Genomic DNA, 22,747 nt, shown 5'->3' on the forward strand with positions numbered 1-22,747 from the left:
CTCCGAGCATCCTCGGGTCGTGCCTGGTGGACGCGCGCGGTGCGCCTCAGGGCGGCGGCGCTCGCTCCCGGAGCAGCTGCTCGACCGCCCGCGCGGAGGCGTCATCCACCGGCGAGAGGACGACCAGGCTGAGGCCGTCGCTGTCATCGACGGTGAACATGGACGCCTCGAACCGGAGTTCACCCACGTCGGGGCGAACGAGCCGCCTGGACCTCACGCCGTGTGTGTGCAGCTCGTTCTCGGCCCAGAGACGGCGGAAGTCCTCGCTCGTCGCCTGCAGCTCGTCGACGAGCGCGGCCGCCTCCTGCGTGGCTCCCGCGCGCGCGATGGCGACGCGAAACGCGGCGAGGCAGGTGCGCTGCATGTCCTCGGCGTGGGGCAGGAACGTGGTGGCCTGGGGGTGGAAGACCCGGCGCAGCATGTTTCGCTCGCGCTCCGGCATGGCGGCGTAGTCGCCGAACAGCACCACGGCGGCGCGATTCCACGCGACGATCTGGAACGTCGGCGTCTTCACGAGCGCGGGGACGTGGAGGTTGTCCAGCACGCGCTGCAGGGCGGGTGTGACGTCGGCGGGCGGCGTGTGGCGGCGCGGAGGTGGGCGTTCATGCGCGAGCAGGAACAGCATCTCGCGGTTCGTGTCGTCGAGCTCGAGCGCGCGAGCGAGTCGTTCGAGCACGTCGTCGGAGGGGACCCCGCCGCGCCCCTGCTCGAGCCACGTGTACCAGGTGACGCTCACGCCGGCGCGCGCCGCGACCTCCTCGCGACGCAGCCCTGGTGTGCGCCTCCTCCCGGTCGCTTCGGGCTGGAGTCGCTCTCGATGGGCGCGGAGGAATTCGGGGAGGGTGGTAGTCGCCATACCGGTATCCGGGCACGTCTTTTCGCCGTGCCACCCGCAGCCTACGGTTCGCGCATGACCACCACAACGCCGCGGGCAGGAGCGCTGTCTTGCTGACCCTTCATCACCTCGGCCGTTCACAGTCCGAGCGCATCGTCTGGCTCTGTGAGGAGCTCGGGCTGGACTATGTGCTGAAACGCTATGAGCGCCGGGCCGACAACCGGCTCGCGCCGCCGGAGTACAAGGCCCTCCATCCGATGGGCACGGCGCCCATCCTCACCGATGGAGACCGGGTCCTCGGGGAGTCTGGAGCCATCTGTGACTATCTCATCCAGACCCATGGAGGCGGTCGTCTCGCGGCGAAGCCCGGCGAGCCCGGCTTCGCCGACTACCTCTACTGGTTCCACTTCGCCAACGGGACGCTGCAGCCCGTCGTCCTGCAGGTGAGATACCTGGAGCGAGTCGACCCTTCGGGTGGGTCCCCGCTGCTGCATGCGGCCAGGGAGCGCTTCACGCTCGTCCTCTCCACCCTGGAGAAGCGGCTGGGCGAGGCTCCCCATCTGGCCGGCAACGCATTGACGGCCGCGGACATCATGACCGTGTTTTCGTTGACCACGATGCGGCTGTTCAAACCGTATGACCTCTCGCCCTGGCCGAACATTCTGGCGTACCTGCAGCGCATCGGCGCGCGGCCTGCGTATCGCCGGGCGATGCAGAAGGCAGACCCGGACTTGGCGCCGGTGCTGGGCGCCTCCCCGGAATAGGCCTCAAGCTTCGCCGCCGCGATGGGGCAGCGCCTGCCTGTCCATTCCGGCCCGGACGGCAATCCCAGTTCCTCTCGTGCTATCCTGGATGGGTTGTCCAAAGCAACAATCCACATCCAGGAGGGCCAGATGCGAGCAGGCATCATCGGAGCAGTGTTTGCAGCGGTGCTGTCGATGGGCTGTGGTGGCGCCGGGCCGGTCGCCGAGGAGCCCGACGTGCTCGGGCAGGTCGAGAGCGCTGCCTTGAGCCGGGTGTGCGGTTTTCAGAACTATGAAGTGACGTTCTACTCGGACGCCGCGCGCACGACGGTGGTGGGCACGGGCTATTGCCTCTGCGGCAACTCGCTCGAGGTCGAGGGGCGCATGTCGGACTACTATGTGAAGCGCAGCCGCCCCGACTGCGTCATCCTCCCCTGAGGCAGTACGCTCGGGCTGCACTTCCATGGTGCAAGTGGCCGGGCGGGCGGCAGCCCCTGGAGGGATGCCGCCTCCGCCGGATGCGTCAGCTCAGCACTCCTGGATGTACAGCGAATAGTTCGACCGGCCACCCCAGACGTAGAGCCCGCCGCAGTAGCAACCAAACTCACCGATGAGCTGGGTGTAAGTGGCGTCGCTGTAGAACCTGTGGAGGCTTGCGTTCGGCTCGTTGGAGCAGTCCGGCAGCGGCGCCTCCTGCGAGGCCAGGTCCGGCTCGCCCTCCTGCGTCATGGGACCGCCACAACCCGCCAACGTCGCCAGCAGCGCACCGAGAATGAATGACCGCATGTGTGTCCTCCTCGAAGGGGGAACACCATACCATGGGCGGTTCGTGACTGCGTTTGACGCAAGTCGTTGGTTACACCTCCAACCGCTTGCGCAGGACGGGCAGTCGGCTGCGACCCACTGGCAGTCGGGTGCCGTCTCGCAGCTCCACCGCGGTGCGGGAGCCCTCCGAGGCGACGAGCTCGCGGATGTCCGTCACCCGGATGAGATAGGAGCGGTGGATGCGGAGGAAGTCGGTGGGGAGCAGCTGCTCGAGTCGCTCCAGGCTCTTCTCGCTCAGCTCGGTGCCCCCGCCTCGGAGGACCAGCTCGGCATAATCCCCAGCGCCCTGGATGTACGCGACGGAGTCCAGGGGCACGAGGACCACGCCTCCGCCCTTCCTCACCGCGAGGGTGCGCAAGGGCGCGGCCGCGCGGCTTCCGACACGGTTGAGCGCGAGGGCGAGCCGCTCCGGCGTGTATGGCTTTGGCACGAAGTCCAACACCCCCAGCTCGAAGGCGCGCAGCGCCTGGTCGGTGTTCGCGGAGACCACCACCGTCTGGAATGCGCCCGCGACCGCCTCCGTGAGCAGGGTGAAGCCGTCCTCCCCGGAGAGGTTCAAATCCAGCAGCAGCACGTCCACGGTGCGCTCCGCCAACAGCGCTCGCGCCTCGTCCAGACTCGCGCAGACGCGCGGGGACGGGGTGCCCGGCCCCAGGTGCTGCTCGCACAGCCGGGCCAGACGTCGCGCCGCCAACGGCTCGTCCTCCACGATGAGCAACCTCACGCCGGCACCTCCACCTGGGTCATCCATCCCGCGGCGGTGGGCCCATCCTCGAGCCGCCACGCACCGGGAAAGGCCTCTTCCAGCCGCGCCCGCAGATAGCGCGCGCCCGTGCCGTCACCGCCCCCCTTGCCCGGTCCCGTGCCCACGGGCGCGAGGAAGACATAGCGCCGACGCGGGCCCGTTCCCTCCGCGACGACGCTGCTTTCGAGCCGGAAGGTGTGGGGTGAGACGTAGCGGTTGTGACTGAAGGCGTTCTCCAACAGCGTGTGCAGCAGGGCAGGGGGGACGGGGGCTCCCAGGTCCACGCCCTCGGTCTCCAGGTGGAAGGCCGTGCCCTGTCGACAGCCCATGACCTCCAGGTGGGCGCGGCACAGCTCCAGCTCCCGCGCGAGCGGAATGGTGCGCTCACCGGAGACCGCGAGCAGATGCCGGTACGCCGCGCCCAGGGCCTCGATGAATCGCACGGCCTGCGCGGGCTCCGTCTCCACCCACTCACTCAGCGCGCCCAGCGTGTTCATCAGGAAGTGCGGCTGCAGGCTGCGCTTGAGCAACTCCAGCTGCAGGCGCTCCGCGGCACCGGCCGGACCTGCCTGACGCCCTGCGAGCCATCCTCGCCCATGAGCGGGATGAGCGTTATCCGGACTGCCATGCGTTCAAGGCGGACCTGGAGAAATTCATCCGCTCCACGGGGGAGTCCGTGAAACCGAAGCACGTGGCCCAGCTCGCCCAGCAGGCCCCCGCTTCAACCCCGTAGCGCCGGCGTTCTCACCCCACACGTTCACTCGATTCGAGCGGCGCGCCTGGGTTCACCGGATGGGTCGTGGCGTGGATGCGCAAGGGCTGGCCGGGCTCGGTGGTGAGCAGGAAGAGCGCGTCATTGTCCTCGGGGCCCACCCACCACTGGTCAGGCCCCGCGGGCGTCACGGCCACGGGTCGAGGCCATTCCCCTTCGAGCGTCTCGAGCACCTCGAGCCCGGGCAGGGACACCAGGAGCATCTTGTCCTGGACGAAGAGGAGCGCCCGGTCCGCATCGAGGACACACATCCCGGCGCCGCCCCAAGTCAGCTCATCCTCGTCCTCATCGCTCTCACTCCGCGGGAGGGAGCCGAGCAGGGTTCCGTCGAGCGCGAAGTGGAGGAGCGCCGTCAGCCTGTAGTTGACGATGAGCAGCAGGAGGACGCCATGAGGCGTGGCCTGGGCCCGCCAGAGGTCCTGCTCATGGCCCGGCTCCATCCGGAGTGCTCCCTCCGGCTGAGTCGCTCCTGAGCGGAGCACATGGACGCGGCCCCGGCCCTTCTCCACGACGGTGATGCCGAAGGGGCTGGTGTCGAGGAACGCCCCGTCAGGGGACTCCGGAAGCGGGAGCCCCTCGGAGTATCCATACCCGTGCGTGGCGGACACGGGCTCGGGCAGCGGCATGGGCTTCCAATCCTGCCCGGACCCATCGCTCGCGAAGAGGGTCGTCAGCGCGAGGGCTCCATCCACCGACGCGCCGATGAGCCGGTTCCCGTCGGAGGTGAGATCGAAGCACTCCTTCGGAAAGGCCTGGATGGGAGCGCTGGCTCGCGCGCGGAAGACACGCCCGTCTCCACTCCCCACCCAGACGTCCTTTGCCTCGTCGAGCGCGGCGAGTACCACGGGCGTGGGGGAATGACCCGGCGGGTCTCCGCCTATCTCACGGCGCACGCCCTCCGCTCCGTGGAAGACGATGAGCCGGTGCGGACGCAGATCCAACAGCCACGGTCCACGAGCCAGAAGACGGCGTGTCGGGTGCATGACCCGCATCATACCCAGGGACGCCAGTCCATCATCCTCTCCATGCGAGATATCGAAGCTCTTGGGGGAGCACAACGCCCTCGACGGCAGGCGGGTGGGTGCCAATACTGATGGAATGCTCACGCTCTATGGTTTTGGTCGCGTCAACTCGAAGGTGGTGGGGCTCACGCGAGACTTGCGTGCCCTGTGGGCACTCGAGGAACTCGGCGTTCCCTATCGGGTCCACGGTGCGGACCATCCCGCGGGGGAACTCTCGAGCGAGGAGTTCCGGCAGAGGAACCCGTTCGCCCAGGTGCCGGTGCTCGACGACGAGGGCTTCGTGCTCACCGAGTCGGGCGCCATCCTGCTGTACCTCGCGGAGAAGACGGGCCGGTTGATTCCCGCGGACTTCCAAGGCCGCGCCCAGGTGATGCGGTGGTGCTTCGCCGCGCTCAACAGCGTCGAGCCCCCGATGTTCCAGTTGGTGATGATCGACCTGCTCGGCGCCGCGGACCCCACTGGCGCGCAGCGACGTCCCGGGGTGGTCCAGTATGCCGAGCGCGTGCTGGGCGCGGTGGAGGCCTGGCTGGGGGACCGTCCGTATCTCGCGGGCGAGGTGTTCACCGTGGCCGACATCCTGATGGTCACCGTCCTGCGTGAGGTCCGCAACTCGGGCGTGCTGGAGGGCTTTCCGAAGGTCTCCGCCTATCGCGAGCGCTGTGAGCAACGGCCCGCCTGGCAGCGGACGCTGGATGCCTATGAGCAGCGTCTGGGCGCCCCGGCGGGCAGCGCGCGTTGACCTGGTGCCGCACGGCCGAGCCGGGCCTCCAAGGCTCGCGCCGCGGCTATCATGACGCGAACACCCTGCCGCCTGAGCGAGGACAGCCCTTGGAGTCACGACACCTCTCCGCACCCGCCTGGTCGGCGTTCAAAGCCTGGCTGCTCAAGTTGACCGGCGTTCCCGTCTCCCGTCTCCGACTGTTGACAGGAGGCTGTCCGGCGGAGGAGCTGCCCGCACTCGCGAAGGAACTCAAGCGCGTACGGGCCGACTTCAAGAAGCGCCCCAACGAAGTCTCGGCCCCCGCGGACGAGGGCCTGAGGAAGGACTACGCGGCGCTCGGTGTGCCCTGGTCCGCGTGGAGTGAGGCGGCGAGCGAGATTCATCGTGACCTGAAGCGCAAGCGCTACGCGCGCTGGACGGGGGTGGACGCGCTCGAGTTTCCCGAGGGGCCTGCTTTCGGCGACCTGGTGACGGTCGTGTTGTTCGGAGGCGTGGAGCAGGCTCGCCCCCATCTGCTGCGCCGCGCGTCGCTCGCAGCGGGCTCTCTCGAGGCGCTGTGGTGCCGCTGGCTCGCGGGCGAGCCGCTCGAGTCCGAGACGCTGCGCGCGTTCGCGGGCGCACCGGAGCAGCTCGCCGAGCCGCTCTACACGCCAGGCCTCGACGAGGTGCTGCCGCTGTTCTTCGTCGAACCGGACTCCGCGCGCGCAGCAAGGGCACTGGAGGTCGCCTCAGGCAAGATGGGAGGGAGTCGCTCGCAGCCGCTGCTGGACTTCCTGCGCTCTTTGCTCGGCTTGTGGCGGAAGGAGACTTCGATGGAGGAGGTGAGGGCGCGCTTCGATGCGTTCGTCTCGGCCGTCGCTCCCTCGGGGGTCTCCCAGCTGTGCGCGCCCGCATATCTGTACGGCCGATATGTCGAGGCACACCCTCCTCACGTATTGCTGGAACAGGTGGGCTCGCGTCTCGAGCGCATCGCCGTGCCCGCCAAGGTCGCGGACGTCCAGCCCGTGATGGAGGCCCTCACCGCGCTCGAGGAGTTGACGGCGATGGGCCTGGGCCTCCGCGTGGAGCAGGGGGCCGGGGATGTCCTCCTCTCCGCGCAGGAGCCGGAGACACGGGGAGGGGACGAGTTCCTGTAGCCCTCGGCTGGAGGTGATGGAGAGGGGCCCTTCGGCGCATCGCTCGTGTATATGCGTTCGTGTCTCTCTCCTTGGAATCGACATGAGCACCTTGCCTCCCTGCCCGAAGTGCAACTCCGCCTATACGTACGAAGACGGGAGCCTCTACGTCTGCCCGGAGTGCGCCCATGAGTGGTCGGCCGCCGCCGTCGCCGTCGAGCCGGGGGAAGCGAAGCGCGAGGTGCGTGACGCCTACGGCAACCTGCTGCAGGACGGCGACAGCGTCACCGTCATCAAGGACCTGAAGGTCAAGGGCTCCTCGACGGTGGTCAAGGTCGGCACCAAGGTCCGGAGCATCCGCCTGGTCGATGGGGACCACGACATCGACTGCAAGATCGACGGCATCGGCGCGATGGGGCTCAAGTCGGAGTTCGTGAAGAAGGCATGACGGTCTTCGCCCATAGGTGATGACTATCCATCCATTGACGTCACGGCATTCACGGTGAGCGGCGGCGAGGCCTATAGATAGGCCCATCGCGAACGCGCTGGACGCCGTCTCCACCAGCGCCTCGCGACCCGACGCCGTACCACAGGACTCTCAGCGCGCGGCCCACGTCCCTGCTGGGGCGGGGCCGAGCCTTGTCCACTTGCACGAGGGTGAATCCATGACGACGCAATCACAGAAGGCTGGGAACGTTCACGTGGGGCTGCTGGTCCGCCTGGAGGCGAAGGCGGGCAAGGAGGCCGACGTGCAGCGGTTCCTGGAGGGAGGGCTGCCCTTGGTCCAGGCGGAGCCGGCGACGGCGCAGTGGTTCGCGATTCGCCTCGGTCCGAGCTCCTTCGGCATCTTCGATACCTTCGCGGACGAAGCGGGTCGGCAGGCGCATCTCGCGGGCAAGGTCGCCGCGGCCCTGATGGCCCAGGCACCGGAGTTGCTCGCGCAGCCTCCGTCCATCGAGAAGGTGGATGTGCTCGCGGTGAAGCTCTGAGCCACCTCGAGGGCCATGCGCGCGGGAGAGAACACCTTCCGCGCAATGGCCCTCGCCCGACTCGCTTCAGGCCCTCGGACGCGCGCGGCCCGCGCTGTCCAGCAGCGTACGCCAGAAGAGCTTCGCCGCGGGGGGCGCGGTCCGGTCTCCCGAGCGCATCAGGGACACGGTGCAGTGGGAGCAAGAGAACCGGGGGCAGGTGTTGCACCTGCGCCTGCGGAGTCAGATTCCGCCATCCTGCTGTTAGACGACCCCGGTAGGGTTTGTTGCGTGAGGCGAAGCGGGCGACGGGATTCGAACCCGTGTCGACGGTATGGGAAACCGTCATCCTGCCGCTGGACGACACCCGCGTTGCTGCGCTGCCAACGAGCTTGCGGGGAATCTACGGCGGATGGTTTTCATCCCTGACACCGCCCTGCTTCGGGCAGCTCGCGTCACGTGCCCGCGGTGGGGACGACGGCCGACAGGTTCACCAGGGCGTCGCGTCGAGTGCCGTGGTCGACGAAGTCCTGGATGGCGCGAGCCAGCGTCGCGGCCAGCAATCCCAACAGCGGCAGGTGCGCGCCGCCCTCGCAGGTGGCCTGTCCGGCGGTGTCCTCGGCGTCCGGCGTGAAGCGCTCGTCCCAGCGCACCAGACCGAAGGTTCCATCCGCGCTCACCGCGCCGTGAACCAGCGGCTTGCCAACCTCGCGAGCGAACCCGGAGAGCAGCAGGCGGCTGTCCTGGTTGTCGAAGCAGTCCACCACCAGGTCCGCGCCGCCGCACAGCGCCGCCACGTTGTCGCGGGTGACGCGCACGCCGAAGGACTCCGCCTTCACGCCGTGCAGGTTGAGGAGCTGGAGCTTGAGCGCCTCGGCCTTGTTCTTCCCCGCCGAGGGCTTCACGTAGGCCTGCGAGAGCAGGTTCTTGGACTCCACGCGGTCGAAGTCGATGAACACCAACGTGGCCTCCAGGTTGCGGCACAGCACGGCCGCCTGCGAGCCGATGGCCCCCACGCCACAGAAGACGATTCGCATGGCGTCACCTCACCGCGCGCCGAAGGGGACCTTGGGGCGCAGGTAGATGCGCTCGTCGCCCCGGGCGCCCCGGAAGCGGTCCACCATGAAGTGCTGGAACGCGTCCTCGCGCAGATGCGCCACGTGCAGACCGGGCACGCCGCCCGAGCGCACCATCTCCGTGGCGATGCGACGCACGTCGGCGTCGGAGACGGGGCGGTCCAGCTCCACCGGCACGTCCGCGGACATGCCGTCGTAGGTGATGTTCAGCGTGGCCATGGGGCTCCTCGCGTGTCCCTCGTGGGACGCGGGAGCGCGGCCGACGGGGTGGCTCGCGGGACGCGAGGGGCCTCCGCTTCCTGACCGTGGGCGCTCGTGCGCCGGAAAGACGAGGGCCGGGCTCCGCCGTGGAGACGGAGTCCGGCCCTCGGGGGCCGCGAGGGGGAGGGTCCTCGCGGCCGGATTCCTACTTGGCGCCTTCGCCGCTCACCGTCGTCGGCGAGGGCCCGGGCGGGTTGCTCACCGTGGGGTTGAGCGGCACGGCGCCGATGAAGCCCGAGTACGCCATGCGGTTGGGCGTGCACTCACCCGCGCTGCGCACCTCGCCCGTGGTGGCGTTCTCGAACAGCGCGCTGGCGACGGCGTCGGGGGTGGCCTGGGGGTTGAGCTCCAGCCAGAGCGCGGCCACGCCCGTCACGTGCGGCGCGGCCATGGAGGTGCCGCTCAGGATGCGCGTCTGGAAGTCACCGTAGTGCCAGGCGGAGGTGATCTTGTTGCCGGGCGCGAAGACGTCCACGCAGTCGCCGTAGTTGGAGAAGTGGGCGCGCTTGTCGCTCGTGTCCGTGGCGGCCACGGTGATGCCCTCCGGAGCGCGGGCGGGGGAGTGCTTGCACGCGTCCCCCGACTCGTTGCCAGCGGCGAGCACATAGACGACGCCCGAGGCGATGGAGCGGCGCACCGCCTCGTCGAGCGCCGGGTCCGTGTCGGTGCCCAGGCTCATGTTGGCCACGGCGGGTGACTTGTGGTTCTTCGTCACCCAGTCCACGCCCGCGATGACGCCCGCCGTGGTGCCGCTGCCGTCACAGCCGAGCACCCGGACCGAGTGGATGGTGGCGTTCCTCGCCAGCCCGTAGGAGCTGCCCGCTGCGGTGCCCGCCACGTGCGTGCCATGGCCATGACAGTCATTGCCCTTCATGCTGTCGCCGATGGCGTCGAAGCCGACGGAGGCCCGGCCGCCGAACTCCTTGTGGGAGAAGCGCACGCCCGTGTCCAGGATGTACACGTGCACGCCCAGCCCGGTGGCGTTGTACATGTAGAGCTTGTCGAGCGGGAGGTGGCGTTGGTCCACCCGGTCGATGCCCCACGTGGGCTTGGGTTGGCTCTCGCGGATGGACACCACGCCGTTCTCCTGGACGAAGGCCACGGCGGGGTCCTGGGACAGCGCGCGGGCCTGCTCCTCCGTCATCCGCGTGGCGAAGCCGCGCAGCGCGTGCTCGTACACGGAGAACGCGGCGCCTCCGTACTTCGTGGTGAGGCCCTGGGTGAGCTGGGCCACGGCGAGCGGCTCCAGGCTGGCCTCGGGCCCCTTGAGCACCACCACGTACTCGCCCGGCACCCTCTTGCTCACCTCGACGAACTTCTCCTGGGGTGGCGCGAGGAGCGCGGCGGTGGCCGTCGCGTCCTTGCAGCTGGGCCGGCTGCTCGAACAGCCTCCCAACGATGCCAGTCCAGCCATGGCCAGGGTCACCGCTGTCATTCGTCGATTCATGGCTCATCCCCCCTGTACTGGGTTCCTCCGAATGATACGGATGGACTAATAAATCGGCTTAATCCTGATTGCGCCCCGAGGGATGAGACGGTCGTCTGTCATTGAACGAAGCGCGGCGTGCCGACATCGGGGCACATTGCCTACCAGGGCCGCGCGGTGGTTCCCCACCAGTAGAGCGATGCCTCCAGGGGATGGAGGTGTGGCTTTTCGAGCATGGCACGGATGCCCATCTCGCGCGCGGTGTTGCGCAGGTCCACGTGCCAGTCCTGGTGCTCGGGGGACAAGCGCGTCGCGGCGATGGCCAGGGCGCTGGCGCCCACGGAGTAGCCGCCCTGGAGCAGGGGACCACTGGCGGAGTCCTCCAGGCCCTTCACGCCGCGAGGCCATTCCCGGCAGGCCGCGAAGGGGAGCAGGGCACCGCCTGGGTGGTCACAGTGTCCCTTCACCAGCGCCGAGGTGAAGGTGGCGGCGGAAGGGTGTGCGCCCATGGCCAGGAAGGCGCCCGTCCACGCCAGGGTGGTGCCACGCGGCAGGGGCTCCACGGGCGTGCCTCGCGCGTCGACCTTCGTGGGAAAGCCTGACGGCAGGGCCGCGAGCTCCGCCAGTCGGGCGGTGAGGCGCTCCCCCATCGCGAGCGAGGCCGCGTCGCCACGCAGTCGTCCGTGCAGGAGCAGCCCCGCGGCGGCGGGCGCGCTGTCACACGGCCAGATGGACTTGCCGAAGGAGGGCAGCAGGAGCTGTCGTTCCAGCGCCTCGACCAACTGGGCGGCCAGCGCGTCGAACAGGGCGGTGCTCCGCGCATCGGATGCTCCCGCGCGCTCCAGGCCGGCGAGCATCAACAAGACGTAGCCTCGGTACAGCACGCTGCGCGGAAGTGAGTGTCCCCGCACGACGGTGACGCCGCCCCGCAGGAAGGGCGCGCGGGCTCGCGTGAGGGCATCGTCGAGGAGCGCCTTCAGTCGCCTGGGTGTCTCGGGCAAGGCCCGTCCCTCGAGGGACCTCTGGACGAGGATGAAGGACAGGTGCCCATCGCACAGCAGCTGCGCCTCCACGAAGCGGCGACTTGCGTCGCCCAGGAGCCGGGGCTCGCAGCCTCGCCCGAGGACCCTTTGCTCCAGTTGCTCCAGGGACTGTTCCGACGGGACGTCCGTCGACGGGGCTTCGGTGATGCCGGCGTCGCTCACGCCGAGCGCGGCCAGGAGCAGGAGGAGGGAGGGCATGCGTCCCCAAGGGGAGCACGGCGGCTCCGGACCTTGGGTGACGTCGACCTCACTGGTCGCCGAGCGGGTGGGAGTGGTCGCTCCCACCGGTTGGGCGGCGTGACCTCAGGGGCTCTCGCGTTGGACCTTCAGGTCATTGAAGCGACCCTCACGCTCCAGTCGCCAGAGGTCCTCATCGGTGACGAAGGGTTGGCCGAGCAGCTCGCGCGCGCGTTTGACCTTCGCGAGCAGCACCGGGTCCATCACGGGGGTGCTGTTGTCACGCGTGGGGCGGGGAGGCGGTCGCATGATGGAGAACGTCCCCCGCGCGGGGTGTCCGTCCTCCGTCGTTCCCTCGAGGAGATAGCTGACGTGGGTCACGGAGGCCTCGGCGCGGCCGTCCAGCGTCACGGGGACCTCCACGTCCTGTCCCACGGGGAGCAGGTCCACACCCAGGCGCACCTCGGCGGTGTCCTCGGGAAGCGGTGGTGCCTCGGCCTCGGGGATGAGCGAGCGCAGCGCCGTCACCCGCTCCAGCCGCACCGGACGCTTCCAGCGGTGGGAGAGACGGAAGGTCTGTCGGACCACGCCCTGTGCGTCCTCCACGGGGAAGCGCGGCGAGCCCACCGCGAGCACCGTGACGATGCCCTTCTTGGCGAAGTTCTCGAACGTCGTATCGAGGAGCTGGAGTGAGGAGCGCCCCGCCACCCTCCTTCCGGAGGCATCGATGGCCTCCACCTTCACCAGGTGTTGCGAGTACAGCGCCGCGGGCCGCATCGGGTCGGGGCGCAGCGAGTGCGTCACCACGGGCGCGTTCGTCGTCACGGTGTGCCGGTCGTCGAAGGTCCAGACGAACTTCACGGGCGCGAAGGGCGTGGGCGCGCCGCCGGCTCGGGGACGCTCGAGGATGCGCGCGAGGAACTCGAACTCCTCCTCCGTGTTGGGCGCGCGTCGGGAGAAGATGTCCACCTGTCGCTCCGGCTCGCAGTCCTTCACCGTGTACCGGGGCACGCGCACCTGGGTGGCGACGTTGTCCTTGCCGAACACCGTCACGGTGGGCAGCTCGTAGGTCCCGTCCGCCAGCCGCCAGACCCGCAGGGGCACGCGCATGCCGCTGCCCGCGCCGATGGTGGTGTGCAGATGGGTGTCGTCACCGTCCGGCGAGTGGGCGCGGACGCTGATGAGGTTGTCCTCGCCGGAGCAGACCTCCCGCTTCTCCACCGTCACCTCGTCGATGATGGGCGCGGGGACGCGAGGCGCGGCGACGGGCCTCAACGCGTGCTCGGTTCGCGAGGGCAGCACCGCGGTGGCTCGCACCTCGGCGCGCGTGGGAATGCGGTCGTGGACTGGAGAGGGAGCGGGGCCGGGCGGTGTGTCCGTCTCGTTCGAGCGCAGCACACCCACCACCAGCGCCGCGATTCCCAGTCCGAGCAGGAACGTCCGGCGTCTGCGCCACCGAGTCGGTTTCGTGGGAGTCATCCAGGGCTCCTTTGGGATTCGAGCGACGAGGTTGGCTCACTGCCAGCAGCCGTAGACGTTTCCGCCGGAGTTCCACTGGAGCTGATGGGAGTAGTCGCTGGCCCACAGCGTGGCGGTGGACGGGTGCGCGCCCCAGCCGCCGATGCGGTCCGGGCTGATGGAGGTGGCGGTGGCGTTGGGGTCGTCGCGCACCTGCCGCCAGATGACGCTGGTGCTGGTGTCGCAGCGGTTGGCGGACATGCAGTTGGCCACCTGGTTGCCGGCGTTGGTGCACACGTTCCAGAAGACGGGACAGATGACGTTCAGCGCGACGTTCTCGAACCAGCCCAGCGACTCCTTGCACTGGCCATGCACGCCCCAGTGGACGGTGTTGGCCGCGTTGGCGGTGACTTCGTGCGGGTACGTGTACGCGGAGACGGGGCCCTTGCCCGCGTACACGTGCGCGTAGGCGAGGAAGGTGGAGCACACCATGCCGTTGTTGGCCGCGCCGCCGGGAATCTCGTGCGCCGCCTCCAGGTCGCGGTACTGGAACAGCGAGTAGGGCACGCGCGAGCCGTTCCACAGCGGCCGGTCGATGCGCTGGCTTCCGTCCACGCGCGAGACATCGCTGACGTAGGGGTGATTGAACCAGAGGCTGTTCGCGACGCGAGCCGCGCCCGCGGGGTCGCCCAACTGCCACGCCGTCCAGTCCGGACCGTGGCCGTTCGCATCGTAGAGGTAGTGGTAGATGCCGCCCTGGTTCACCTGCTCCAGGCCCGGGTAGCCGTACTGGAGCTGCGACGCGACCAGCGGTGTTCCACAGACGGTGGGCCAGTTGTTCTGGGCCGGGTCCTTCATGGTGGCGTGGGTGACGCCGCCGGTGGGGCCGTGGGAGAGCATGGAGTGCGTGCGGAACTCGCCAATCGCATCAATCACGTTGCGGATGGGACCGTCGTCGCTGCGGCTGAACACCACCGCGCCGTTGGGGGCGTTCCAGCCGGCGGCGGTGTAGCCACACTCCGAAGCGGCGGAGGGAAGCGATGCTCCCAGCGCGGATACCGCGAGACAGCCTGCGAGGACTCGACGCATCAGATACTCCCGGACATGCGACGCTCCCGTGGGCCGGCCCTCTGGTGTCCCAGGCGTGGCGCGAAGCAGAGGTCCGTGGGAGCGGCTTCACCGATGCCTGGGAGGCTGCACGGTAGGCACGGCGGCCGTGCATTCCAGGCTGGACCTGGAGGGCAGTACGACGGGGACACGGACTCGTCCCAGGAGTCGATGGGAGCGTTCGCTGGTCCACGCCCAGGACGTCCTCGGGTGACCTCCTGGGTTGCAGTCGCGGTGCGGGGACGCATCCTCGGGGCAGGGGAGCGGAGGCGTGTCACACATGGAACTGTCGGCTCCGATGCATCGCTGGGACGTCACGCCGACGGAGGCCGTGGCGCTCCAGCGCGAGCTCCGGGAACGGGTGGTGCTCCAACCCCCACCCGGTCTGAAGGTGGAGCGCGTCGCCGGGGCGGACGTGTCCACGGAGAAGGGGCGGGACACGGGCTTCGGTGGAATCGTGGTGCTGGACGCCGGCACGCTGGTCCCCGTGGCCCAGGCGGGTTCGGCGGTGACCCTCGGGTTTCCGTATGTGCCGGGGCTGCTCTCGTTCCGGGAGCTGCCCGTGGTGGCCGTCGCGTGGGAGCGGCTCTCGATGCGGCCCGACGTCCTCATCTTCGACGGGCACGGCATCGCCCATCCGCGGCGGCTGGGCATCGCGAGCCATGGTGGGCTCCTGTTCGGCATCCCCTCCATCGGCTGCGCCAAGTCCCTGCTCGTCGGCACGCACGGCAAGCTGGGAGACGCGCGCGGGTCCACGTCGCCCATCGTCCACAAGGGCGAGGTGGTGGGCATGGCGGTCCGCACGCGCAAGTCGGTGCAGCCCGTCTACGTCTCACCGGGGCACCTGATGGACCTGCCCACGGCGGTGGAGCTGGTCCTGCGGGTGAGCCCGAAGTACCGCGAGCCGGAGACGACGCGCCACGCGCATCGGATGGTGAACGCGCTGCGCCGCGCGGACGGCGAGGCCGCGGAGCTGGAGTGAGACGACCTCCCCGGATTTGACCGACGGCCCGACGACCTCTATGTCCAGAGTCCTCGAGATGGGGACGGTCCCGGGCGTGAGCACGGCCCGGGCGGATGTGTCCCCGGCCACCTGACGCGAAGAGGGCGTGGGCGCTCTCGTGACGGTGGCGCAGCGAAGGTGGGGGTCGCCCGTGGGAGCGTCGATGCGGAGGTTGTCATCCCGGTGCAGTGAGCTGGCGTCGCATCACCCCGTCGTCGTGGTGGGGTCGGGGTATGGCGGCGCCATCACCGCCAGCCGACTCGCCCGGGCGGGGCGCCAGGTGTGTGTGCTGGAGCGGGGCCGCGAGCTGCAGCCGGGGGACTACCCGCGCACGGAGGCGGACTTCGCTCAGGAGCTCCAGGTCCACATGGAGGCGGAGAGCAACGTCGACCTGGGGCGCGCCACGGCCTTGTTCGAATTGCACCGGGGCGGCGACGTGGCCGTGGTGTCGGGGTGTGGACTGGGCGGCACGTCCCTCATCAACGCCGGTGTGACGCTGCGGCCGGACCCGCGCGTGCTCCAGGATTCACGCTGGCCGGAGGCGTTCCGTCAGGACGTGCCCGGGCTCCTGGAGGATGGGTTCACCTGGGCCGAGCGCATGCTGCGGCCCACGCCCTATCCGGAGTCCTCGCCGCGCCTGGCCTCGCTGTCGGCCATGGAGCGCGCGGCCCGGCGCATGGGCGGCACCTTCAAGCGTCCGCCCCTGGCGGTCTCCTTCGAGGAGCAGGTGAACGACGCGGGCGTGAGGCAGGGCGCGTGCACGCTGTGCGGCGACTGCCTCACCGGCTGCAACCAGGGCGCGAAGAGCTCCGTGCTGATGAACTACCTGCCGGACGCGCATCGCCACGGCGCGAAGGTCTTCACCGAGGTGTCCGTGCGCTACCTGGCGCGCGATGGGAATCGCTGGCGCATCTACTACCGGCCGATGAACACCGGGCGCGAGCGCTTCGAGGCGCCGGACCTGTGGCTGACGGCGGACCTGGTGGTGCTGGCGGCGGGCACCATGGGCACGGCGGAAATCCTGATGCGCTCGCGCGCACTGGGGCTTCCGCTGTCGAAGCAGCTGGGCCAGCGCTTCAGCGCCAACGGGGACGTGATGGCCTTTGGCTACAACACGGACGTGCCCGTCAACGGCGTGGGCCACGGCGTGAATCCGCCAGAGGGCCGCGAGCCGGTGGGCCCCACCATCAGCGGCATCATCGACGCGCGCGCGACGGCCCGGCAGGAGGACGGCATGGTCATCGAGAACGGGGCCATGCCTGGCGCGTTCGGCAAGCCGATGCTGGCGCTGCTCTCCGCCGCGGCCGCGGTGGGCGGCGAGGACATGGACTCGGGGCTGAAGGACAAGCTGGAGGAGCTGGCCCGGGTGGCGGACAGCGCGGTGCGTGGCCCGTACCACGGGGCCATGCGCAACACGCAGACCTTCCTCGTGATGTCCCACGACGCGGGAGCGGGGGAGCTGCGCATGGAGGGGGACCGGGTGCGGGTGCACTGGCCGGACGTGGGCACACAGCCGGAGCTCGCGCGTGTGGACCAGCGGCTGCGCGAGGCCACGGCGGCCCTGGGTGGCACCTTCGTGCGCAACCCGCTGTGGAACCGGCTCACCGGACACGAGGTGCTGTGCACCCATCCGCTCGGTGGCTGCGTCATGGCGGAGCATGCGGGCGCGGGCGTCGTGGACCATGAGGGGCGCGTGTTCTCCGGTCATGAGGGGAGCGAGGTCCACGAGGGGCTCTATGTCAGCGACGGCTCGGTGATTCCGAGGTCGCTTGGGACCAACCCGCTGTTCACCATCTCCGCGGTGGCCGAGCGCTCCGTCGCGCTGCTGGCGCGTCGACGCGACTGGCACATCGACTACACGCCCGCGTTGGAGTCCCCCAATGCGGACGCGCGGACTCCGGTGGGCGTGCGCTTCTCCGAGACGATGTACGGGCACGTCTCCGGCGCGGTGCACGAGCACGAGTTCGTCGCGGGAGACCCGAAGCGGGAGGACGCCACGCGGCTGCGCTTCGTCGTCACGGTGGAGACGCGGGACCTGGAGCGCACGCTCGAGGACCGACTGCACCCGCTGTCACTCTCCGGCATGGTGGAGGCCCTGGCGTTGTCACCTCGGCCGCTCGTCGTGGAGGGTGGCGAGCTGCACCTGATGACCCAGGAGGGCGCGCGTCCTGGCGGGCGGCGGATGCGCTACCTGCTGCCGCTCGTCGCCGAGTCAGGCGAGCGCTTCTTCCTCGATGGGTACAAGGACGTCTACGACGATGCGGGGTTCGACCTGTGGGCCGACACCACGCGGCTGCTCGTGTCGGTGTACCGGGGAACGGACACCTCGGGCCCCTGTGTCGCGCGCGGGGTGCTGTCGCTGGACCCGGCGGATTTCGCGAAGCAGCTCTCCACCTTGCGCGTGCTCGGCGCGCGGGACGCAGCGGGGCACTGGCAGGCGCTGCTGCGCTTCGGCCGCTTCTTCTTCGGCGCCCTCTACGACACCTACGTGAAGAAGGCCGCGTAGCGGGCGGGGAGCCAGCGGCCCGTTCCGTCGTGTCAGTGGGCGGTGCTCCTCCCGCGCGCCGTGGGCAACCTGACCCCACGAAGACACTGTGGGAGGACACGGCCATGGCGGACAAGCGGGAGCGCGAAGGGCAGGAGTCTTCTTCAGCGGACGGCTCGAGCGAGCGAGGCGGCCTGCCCATCGAGGTCCGCCGCGCCCGTCGGAAGGAAGCGCACGCGAGCCAGCACTACGCGGCCTTCCTCAAGCACCTGTGCGAGCGGGGCGGCATGTCTCCCTCGGTGGCCGAGCAGGCCGCGGTGTCCGTGCTCTGCGCGGTGGAGCAGCGCATCACCCAGGGCGAGACGCAGGACCTGGAGGCGCAGCTCCCCAACAAGCTGACGCTGCTGCTGCACCGCTGCGAGCGTCACGAGGATGAGCTGCCCAAGGGCTTCGGCCGCGAGGAGCTGCTCGCGCGCGTGGGTGAGGACCTGGCCCTCAACCCGGAGGCGGTGGAGCCCGTGGTCCGCGCGGTGCTCAACTCCGTGCGGGCGCAGATTTCCGAGGGCGAGGCCGAGGACGTCATGGACCAGCTCCCCGAGGACCTGCGGGAGCTGTGGCGCCGTCCGAGCTGACGTCAGGCCCGCGCCATCGGCGTGTACTGCATGCCGGAGATTTCGCGCAGGGGGCCAGTCCACCAGGGCTCCTCGGAGACCCAGACGTCGCGGCCCTCCACGCGGGCCACCATGCCGCCGGGCGCCACGACGGAGAAGCGGGGCGCGCGTCCGAGCGCCTCGGTCAACGCGGTCATCGTCGTCTCGTCCTCCTCGGAGAAGCCGAGCGGACCCTCGGGGTGGCTGTGCGCCACCTCCACCAGCTCCTCACGCCAGTACCAGATGGCCTCCCAGCGCGCGCGGGAGTCGGGCAGCAGGACGGGACTCTCGGAGGCCTCGCACCACAGCACCTCCTCGTCCTGTCCGATGAGCAGACACACCTCATGCGTCGACATGGCTCCTCCTCTCTTCCCGTGTCACGCGTGCCGGGTGATGACCAGCACGTCGGTATCGATGGCCTCGCGGATGACCGAAGGCAGGCTCTCCAGCGTCACCTCGCTGTCCGCGCCCGCCAGGCACACGCCCGCGTCCATCACCTGGAGCGTGCGCGCGTCCACGATGGAGACGAACCGCTCCCCCATGAAGCTGAACGTCACCTCCAACTGGCTCCCCGCCATGCGGCGATGATGGAGCAGCCGCGCCCCCGCGCCCTGCAACGCCACCTCCGCGCGCGAGTGGTCTCCCACCGGCGCACCCCGGCCCCAGGACGCGTCGCCCGACAGCACCCGCCGACGGGCCTCCTGGGCCAGCTCGGTGGCGCGGACCGTCTGCGCCTCGTCCCGGGCACGCCGCTGCTCGGCCATCCGCCGTGCCTCGAGCACCCGCTGGTGGGTCCGCCGCTCCTCCGCCAGGGCCCTCAGGCAGGACTCCGCCTCCGGACGGCCCAGCTCGGCCACCTTCAACACCCGCCCTCGCGTCTCCGCGGGGGCGAAGCGGATGTCCAACACCCGCGACGTGGCCTCCAGCAGCGCATAGCCGAACGCCGCGCGCAGCGGAGCGCTCACGCCCTTCACGGATGCCAGCGGCTGGCCCTCCTCCAGGGCCCGACGCGCGGCGTCCTCCGCCTCGCCCTCGAACTCCACGCCGTCGAACAACAGCGCGCCGTCATGCCAGCGCCGCGCGCTCACGGGCGCGAGCGGTGACGGCTCGTCCTCCGGCATCAGCTCCAGGGGCCTGGCCACGGCGCCCTCGAGCACCAGACGCGCTCCCCACACATGTCCACGCACCCGCGGCAGCGCCTCCAGGCCCTCGGGCCCTGCGGGCTCACGGGCGGTGGCCTCTCGCCCCTTCAACTCGAAGCGCCACCACCCCGGGGCCACGGGGGAGGTGACACGGAGGCGTCGCGTGGCGGTGTCCACGGTGCCGCCGCCCAGGTACGGCAGCACCGCCGACTCCACCTTCCCGAGGAACTTCCGGTAGTCCACGACGCCTCCTTGCCTTCACCACGACTTCGCGCTCACGCCACCTTCAACAGCGGCGTGCGCATCACCCGCTCGACCCAGCCGGACTGGCTGGCACCGGGCATCGTCGGCGCGTCCAGCAGCGCCTTGAGCACCCGGGGGACCTGGTAGGGGTCCGCGAACTGGTCCACGTTCACCTCGCTGAAGGGCACCCGCAGCTGGCTCGCGCACGTGCGCACCGTGTTGCCACGGCCACCCGCCACGCTCACCAACAGCGCCATCGCCGCCACCGGGAAGCCGACGTCACGGAACGCCCGGGCGAACTGGTCGCCCGCCTCGCCCGCCTCGTCGCCCACCACGATGACCACCAGCTTCGCCCCCTCCGGCACCCTCATCCCGTCCCGGTGCAGCGCGTGCACGCCGGCCGCGTGCGTCGTGCCACCCGAGGCCTTCAGCCCCGCGAGCATGTGCTGCACCGCCGTGCGGTTGGAGGCCTTGGGACGCAGCACGGTGCCCATCGTGTCGAACGCCGCGATGTGCAGCTTCTCCATCGGGAAGCCCGCGAGGATGCGCGCGAGCGCCTCCTTCGAGTTCTCGATGGCCCCGTCCATGGAGCCCGACTTGTCGATGAGGAACATCACCCGCACGTCGGTCTCCGCCGTCGCCTCCGCCACCGCCTGTCGTGCCGCGTTGTCGCTCGCCTCCTCCAGCTTCTGGCGCAGCACCTCGCTGCGCACGTTCTTCGCGATGTTGAGCGCCCGCTGGTCCGTCGCCGTCTGCACGGCCTTCTCCCAGCGCGCGCGCACCGTGGGCTCCGCGAGCAGCCCCAGCTCCTCCAACGTGGGCGTCATCAGCCGCAGGTCGCGGTCCGACAGCGAGGGCAACAGCGCCACCATGATGGCCGGCGTCATCCCCACGTCCTTCGGCAGCCGGCCCACGACCTCCTTGTAGGAGAGCCGCTCGGAATCAATCCACTCGCAGATCTCCGCCTCGGACAGCCCGTCGAAGCGCTCGCGCTTGACCAACGTCAGCCCGCTCAGGCCCACCGTGCGGTGCCCGCCCTCGGCCTGCTTCTGCTTCCAGCCGAGCACCTCGAAGAAGCCCTGCGTGAGCGGCTTGTAGCCCGCCTTGCGCGCCAGCTTCTTCAACGTCTCCTTGTAGCCGGCCTTCATCAGGCCCTGGAGCATCGACAGGTTGGACTCCCGCGCGGCCAGCCACCTGGACGCCACGCGCTTCCAGCGGCCCATGGGCGGCTTGCGCGACGCCGGGTCCCCGAAGCCCGCCGCGCGGTTGAGGCTGGCGATGTCCGGCAGCTCGAGCAGCTCCGCCACCCGCAGCACCGCCTTGGGCGTGAGCATCCGCGTGGACTTGCGCTCGTAGTGCAGCACCATGGCCTCGCCGATGGAGCGGTAGTCGTCGTCGTGGAACGCCACCTGGCCGTCGTCACCGCGCACCGGCTGGCCCGCGTGCTGCTGCACCAGCATGAGCGCGCACGTGGCCACCTTCAGGTCACGCCAGTCCGTCTGCGTCAGCGCGTACGACGCGAAGTGAGCCATCAGCTCCGAGTTGAGCTGGTGGATGTCGAGCAGCTGTCGGTAGAGCTTCACCGCCGCGGGCACGAAGAGGCCCGGCTTGACGGGCTTGCCCACCGTGCGCTGCGCCGGCGTGGCGTGCGCCGCGGCCACCCAGGTTCCACCCACGTCCAGGCCAGGACGGTTGTGCCACAGGTGGGCCGAGCCGCTGAGCACCAGGTCCAGGAGCTTCTCGGCGGGGCCTCGCTGGGACTCGGGCAACAGCTGCGTGTTCGGGTTCGTCGACATGGGGAGTCCCCCTTTCGGGACGTACGGCGGGTCAGGCGCGGGGCGGACCTCGAGCCCGACAGGGCCCTGGGAGTGCACCGCGCGTGGAGCGCACGGGGGGCTTCATGTGCACGAGGCACGGCCACCCGCGCGAAGCTGTGAGGGAGGAGGAAGGAAGGTGCGCCCGAGTGACGAGGCCGGTGATGCTGGATTGAATGTCCAGTGTTCTACCGTTGAACTACGGAGCCTGACGGCCCCGGCGGGATTCGAACCCGCACCTCTCATTGCGTGTCTGGCCCTGTCGGCCGGGCGCGAAGCTTTTCAATCGGAGTCGACGCGTCGCTGACGGATGCTCACGAGTAGACGCACACGTCGCCATGCACCGGGAACTTCGCCACGTCCTTGCCACCCCGGTACGTCTTCCGGGCTGGCACCGAGACGAGTTCCCAGGTCGGCAGCACCACCGCCGTCAGGGAGCGTCCGTAGACACACCCCGTGTCGATGCCCACCGCGTGCTCGGTGACGAGCGGCTGGTCGAACACGGTGTGTCCGAAGATGACCCGCTCCGGGCCCTTCCAGTGGTGGGTCCAGAACGTCCACCCCTGCGGTGCCTTGGAGGGCCAGTAGCTCTTCTTGCCGGGCGGCTGGATGCACTGCGCGTGGAGCAGGTGGTACGGGTCCTGCGCCTCCACGGGCAGGCCGGGCATCATCCCGGCGTGGACGACGACGGCGTTGTGCTCGGGCAGCCGCAGGTAGTGGGGCAGCCGGGCCATCCACTCGTAGTGCTCGGGCTCGAGCACCTGACGGGTCTCCAGGTGGTCGGGATTCAGCCGCTCGGCGGCGCGGTGGCGCTGCTGCAGCGTCGTCTCCTCGTGGTTGCCCAGGATGGCCTCGTGCCGCATGGCCAGCTCCACGCACTCCCGGCGCTTGGGCCCCCGGTCCACCAGGTCCCCCGCGAAGATGACGCGGTCGCTGGAGGTGGCCCCCACCTTGGCGAGCAGCTCCAGGGCCTCGTCGTGGCAGCCATGGAGGTCTCCGATGACGATGGTGCGGGGGGACATGACTTGGGGTTCCTTGGAAGCGGGAGGGTGGGCGGGCGCCCGGAAGCAATGCGGCCAGGGACGGGGGCCCCCCATGTTCCTGACCGGGAAATTC

The 22,747-nt window shown here is 69.9% G+C and carries 24 protein-coding genes and 2 tRNA genes; 9 read left to right on the plus strand and 17 right to left on the minus strand.

What is annotated here, in order from left to right; translation table 11 throughout:
- Positions 1-46 precede the first annotated feature (46 nt).
- Entirely contained in the window at positions 47-856 is an 810-nt protein-coding gene (locus LXT21_RS35350) for a helix-turn-helix transcriptional regulator (protein ID WP_254042644.1), read from the minus strand.
- Positions 857-945: 89 nt separating this feature from the next.
- Between LXT21_RS35350 and LXT21_RS35355 the strand changes: the two genes are divergently transcribed.
- Both LXT21_RS35355 and LXT21_RS35360 read left to right on the plus strand, forming a co-directional pair.
- Positions 946-1,599 (plus strand): glutathione S-transferase family protein, encoded by a 654-nt coding sequence (locus LXT21_RS35355; protein ID WP_254042645.1) that lies wholly within the window; start codon positions 946-948, stop codon positions 1,597-1,599.
- Positions 1,600-1,728: 129 nt separating this feature from the next.
- The gene (locus LXT21_RS35360; RefSeq protein WP_254042646.1) at positions 1,729-2,016 is read left to right on the plus strand and encodes a hypothetical protein; all 288 of its coding nucleotides are present in this window, start codon (positions 1,729-1,731) and stop codon (positions 2,014-2,016) included.
- A gap of 90 nt (positions 2,017-2,106) precedes the next feature.
- On the opposite strand, the gene LXT21_RS35365 is transcribed toward LXT21_RS35360, so the two are convergent.
- The 4 genes from LXT21_RS35365 to LXT21_RS35380 form a co-directional block, all read right to left on the minus strand.
- A complete protein-coding gene (locus tag LXT21_RS35365) occupies positions 2,107-2,364 on the minus strand; it encodes a hypothetical protein (protein WP_254042647.1) in 258 nt (85 codons plus the stop codon).
- Between the two features lie 70 nt (positions 2,365-2,434).
- Positions 2,435-3,127, minus strand: a complete 693-nt coding sequence (locus LXT21_RS35370) for a LytR/AlgR family response regulator transcription factor (RefSeq protein ID WP_254042648.1) — start codon at positions 3,125-3,127, stop codon at positions 2,435-2,437.
- Positions 3,124-3,678 (minus strand): histidine kinase, encoded by a 555-nt coding sequence (locus LXT21_RS35375; protein WP_254042649.1) that lies wholly within the window; start codon positions 3,676-3,678, stop codon positions 3,124-3,126. Before LXT21_RS35375 ends, LXT21_RS35370 begins: the two co-directional genes overlap by 4 nt.
- 214 nt (positions 3,679-3,892) lie before the next feature.
- Positions 3,893-4,903: a hypothetical protein gene (locus LXT21_RS35380; RefSeq protein WP_254042650.1), complete on the minus strand. Its 1,011-nt coding sequence runs from the start codon at positions 4,901-4,903 to the stop codon at positions 3,893-3,895.
- Between the two features lie 115 nt (positions 4,904-5,018).
- On the opposite strand from LXT21_RS35380, the gene LXT21_RS35385 reads away from it, so the two are divergent.
- The 4 genes from LXT21_RS35385 to LXT21_RS35400 all read left to right on the plus strand — a co-directional run bounded on the left by LXT21_RS35385 (position 5,019) and on the right by LXT21_RS35400 (position 7,767).
- On the plus strand, positions 5,019-5,681 hold the full coding sequence (locus tag LXT21_RS35385; RefSeq protein WP_254042651.1) for a glutathione S-transferase family protein: 663 nt from the start codon (positions 5,019-5,021) through the stop codon (positions 5,679-5,681).
- A gap of 89 nt (positions 5,682-5,770) precedes the next feature.
- Positions 5,771-6,799, plus strand: coding sequence for a hypothetical protein (locus LXT21_RS35390; RefSeq protein WP_254042652.1), 1,029 nt, complete (start codon positions 5,771-5,773; stop codon positions 6,797-6,799).
- Positions 6,800-6,881: 82 nt separating this feature from the next.
- A complete protein-coding gene (locus LXT21_RS35395) occupies positions 6,882-7,226 on the plus strand; it encodes a zinc ribbon domain-containing protein YjdM (RefSeq protein ID WP_254042653.1) in 345 nt (114 codons plus the stop codon).
- A gap of 217 nt (positions 7,227-7,443) precedes the next feature.
- A complete protein-coding gene (locus LXT21_RS35400; protein WP_254042654.1) occupies positions 7,444-7,767 on the plus strand; it encodes a putative quinol monooxygenase in 324 nt (107 codons plus the stop codon).
- A gap of 187 nt (positions 7,768-7,954) precedes the next feature.
- Here LXT21_RS35400 and LXT21_RS35405 read toward each other — a convergent pair.
- From LXT21_RS35405 to LXT21_RS35440, 8 genes are all read right to left on the minus strand, one after another.
- Positions 7,955-8,025, minus strand: a tRNA-Gln gene (locus tag LXT21_RS35405).
- Positions 8,026-8,046: 21 nt separating this feature from the next.
- Positions 8,047-8,117, minus strand: a tRNA-Gly gene (locus LXT21_RS35410).
- Between the two features lie 84 nt (positions 8,118-8,201).
- Positions 8,202-8,783, minus strand: a complete 582-nt coding sequence (locus tag LXT21_RS35415; RefSeq protein ID WP_254042655.1) for a HesA/MoeB/ThiF family protein — start codon at positions 8,781-8,783, stop codon at positions 8,202-8,204.
- A gap of 9 nt (positions 8,784-8,792) precedes the next feature.
- The gene (locus LXT21_RS35420) at positions 8,793-9,041 is read right to left on the minus strand and encodes a hypothetical protein (RefSeq protein ID WP_254042656.1); all 249 of its coding nucleotides are present in this window, start codon (positions 9,039-9,041) and stop codon (positions 8,793-8,795) included.
- Positions 9,042-9,228: 187 nt separating this feature from the next.
- Complete coding sequence (locus tag LXT21_RS35425) at positions 9,229-10,497, minus strand: S8 family peptidase (RefSeq protein ID WP_254042657.1); 1,269 nt, start codon at positions 10,495-10,497, stop codon at positions 9,229-9,231.
- 173 nt (positions 10,498-10,670) lie between these two features.
- Positions 10,671-11,750 carry a hypothetical protein gene (locus LXT21_RS35430; RefSeq protein WP_254042658.1) on the minus strand — a complete coding sequence of 360 codons (1,080 nt, stop codon included), beginning with the start codon at positions 11,748-11,750 and terminating at the stop codon, positions 10,671-10,673.
- Positions 11,751-11,855: 105 nt separating this feature from the next.
- Positions 11,856-13,208, minus strand: a complete 1,353-nt coding sequence (locus tag LXT21_RS35435) for a hypothetical protein (protein WP_254042659.1) — start codon at positions 13,206-13,208, stop codon at positions 11,856-11,858.
- Between the two features lie 36 nt (positions 13,209-13,244).
- Entirely contained in the window at positions 13,245-14,276 is a 1,032-nt protein-coding gene (locus tag LXT21_RS35440) for a hypothetical protein (RefSeq protein WP_254042660.1), read from the minus strand.
- A gap of 298 nt (positions 14,277-14,574) precedes the next feature.
- Between LXT21_RS35440 and nfi the strand changes: the two genes are divergently transcribed.
- The 3 genes from nfi to LXT21_RS35455 all read left to right on the plus strand — a co-directional run bounded on the left by nfi (position 14,575) and on the right by LXT21_RS35455 (position 18,414).
- Positions 14,575-15,276, plus strand: coding sequence for a deoxyribonuclease V (gene nfi / locus LXT21_RS35445; protein ID WP_254042661.1), 702 nt, complete (start codon positions 14,575-14,577; stop codon positions 15,274-15,276).
- Between the two features lie 184 nt (positions 15,277-15,460).
- The gene (locus tag LXT21_RS35450; protein WP_254042662.1) at positions 15,461-17,803 is read left to right on the plus strand and encodes a GMC family oxidoreductase N-terminal domain-containing protein; all 2,343 of its coding nucleotides are present in this window, start codon (positions 15,461-15,463) and stop codon (positions 17,801-17,803) included.
- A 104-nt stretch (positions 17,804-17,907) separates the two neighbouring features.
- Positions 17,908-18,414, plus strand: coding sequence for a DUF2267 domain-containing protein (locus tag LXT21_RS35455; RefSeq protein WP_254042663.1), 507 nt, complete (start codon positions 17,908-17,910; stop codon positions 18,412-18,414).
- 2 nt (positions 18,415-18,416) lie between these two features.
- Here the strand turns inward: LXT21_RS35455 and LXT21_RS35460 are convergent, their stop codons facing one another.
- From LXT21_RS35460 to LXT21_RS35475, 4 genes are all read right to left on the minus strand, one after another.
- A complete protein-coding gene (locus LXT21_RS35460) occupies positions 18,417-18,788 on the minus strand; it encodes a Mov34/MPN/PAD-1 family protein (protein WP_254042664.1) in 372 nt (123 codons plus the stop codon).
- A gap of 21 nt (positions 18,789-18,809) precedes the next feature.
- The gene (locus LXT21_RS35465; RefSeq protein ID WP_254042665.1) at positions 18,810-19,817 is read right to left on the minus strand and encodes a hypothetical protein; all 1,008 of its coding nucleotides are present in this window, start codon (positions 19,815-19,817) and stop codon (positions 18,810-18,812) included.
- Between the two features lie 32 nt (positions 19,818-19,849).
- Positions 19,850-21,613, minus strand: a complete 1,764-nt coding sequence (locus LXT21_RS35470; RefSeq protein ID WP_254042666.1) for a vWA domain-containing protein — start codon at positions 21,611-21,613, stop codon at positions 19,850-19,852.
- 332 nt (positions 21,614-21,945) lie between these two features.
- Entirely contained in the window at positions 21,946-22,653 is a 708-nt protein-coding gene (locus LXT21_RS35475; RefSeq protein WP_254042667.1) for a metallophosphoesterase, read from the minus strand.
- Positions 22,654-22,747 lie beyond the last annotated feature (94 nt).

It is taken from the genome of Myxococcus guangdongensis, from assembly GCF_024198255.1.
Classification (GTDB): domain Bacteria; phylum Myxococcota; class Myxococcia; order Myxococcales; family Myxococcaceae; genus Myxococcus; species Myxococcus guangdongensis.

What these genes read in the sequence shown, in the direction of transcription:
- LXT21_RS35350 (WP_254042644.1), bottom strand. Translation starts at nt 856, where the DNA reads ATGGCGACTACCACCCTCCCCGAATTCCTCCGCGCCCATCGAGAGCGA.
- LXT21_RS35360 (WP_254042646.1), top strand. Translation starts at nt 1,729, where the DNA reads ATGCGAGCAGGCATCATCGGAGCAGTGTTTGCAGCGGTGCTGTCGATG.
- LXT21_RS35365 (WP_254042647.1), bottom strand. Translation starts at nt 2,364, where the DNA reads ATGCGGTCATTCATTCTCGGTGCGCTGCTGGCGACGTTGGCGGGTTGT.
- LXT21_RS35380 (WP_254042650.1), bottom strand. Translation starts at nt 4,903, where the DNA reads ATGCACCCGACACGCCGTCTTCTGGCTCGTGGACCGTGGCTGTTGGAT.
- LXT21_RS35385 (WP_254042651.1), top strand. Translation starts at nt 5,019, where the DNA reads ATGCTCACGCTCTATGGTTTTGGTCGCGTCAACTCGAAGGTGGTGGGG.
- LXT21_RS35395 (WP_254042653.1), top strand. Translation starts at nt 6,882, where the DNA reads ATGAGCACCTTGCCTCCCTGCCCGAAGTGCAACTCCGCCTATACGTAC.
- LXT21_RS35400 (WP_254042654.1), top strand. Translation starts at nt 7,444, where the DNA reads ATGACGACGCAATCACAGAAGGCTGGGAACGTTCACGTGGGGCTGCTG.
- LXT21_RS35415 (WP_254042655.1), bottom strand. Translation starts at nt 8,783, where the DNA reads ATGCGAATCGTCTTCTGTGGCGTGGGGGCCATCGGCTCGCAGGCGGCC.
- LXT21_RS35420 (WP_254042656.1), bottom strand. Translation starts at nt 9,041, where the DNA reads ATGGCCACGCTGAACATCACCTACGACGGCATGTCCGCGGACGTGCCG.
- LXT21_RS35425 (WP_254042657.1), bottom strand. Translation starts at nt 10,497, where the DNA reads ATGGCTGGACTGGCATCGTTGGGAGGCTGTTCGAGCAGCCGGCCCAGC.
- LXT21_RS35430 (WP_254042658.1), bottom strand. Translation starts at nt 11,750, where the DNA reads ATGCCCTCCCTCCTCCTGCTCCTGGCCGCGCTCGGCGTGAGCGACGCC.
- LXT21_RS35435 (WP_254042659.1), bottom strand. Translation starts at nt 13,208, where the DNA reads ATGACTCCCACGAAACCGACTCGGTGGCGCAGACGCCGGACGTTCCTG.
- LXT21_RS35440 (WP_254042660.1), bottom strand. Translation starts at nt 14,276, where the DNA reads ATGCGTCGAGTCCTCGCAGGCTGTCTCGCGGTATCCGCGCTGGGAGCA.
- nfi (WP_254042661.1), top strand. Translation starts at nt 14,575, where the DNA reads ATGGAACTGTCGGCTCCGATGCATCGCTGGGACGTCACGCCGACGGAG.
- LXT21_RS35450 (WP_254042662.1), top strand. Translation starts at nt 15,461, where the DNA reads ATGCGGAGGTTGTCATCCCGGTGCAGTGAGCTGGCGTCGCATCACCCC.
- LXT21_RS35455 (WP_254042663.1), top strand. Translation starts at nt 17,908, where the DNA reads ATGGCGGACAAGCGGGAGCGCGAAGGGCAGGAGTCTTCTTCAGCGGAC.
- LXT21_RS35460 (WP_254042664.1), bottom strand. Translation starts at nt 18,788, where the DNA reads ATGTCGACGCATGAGGTGTGTCTGCTCATCGGACAGGACGAGGAGGTG.
- LXT21_RS35470 (WP_254042666.1), bottom strand. Translation starts at nt 21,613, where the DNA reads ATGTCGACGAACCCGAACACGCAGCTGTTGCCCGAGTCCCAGCGAGGC.
- LXT21_RS35475 (WP_254042667.1), bottom strand. Translation starts at nt 22,653, where the DNA reads ATGTCCCCCCGCACCATCGTCATCGGAGACCTCCATGGCTGCCACGAC.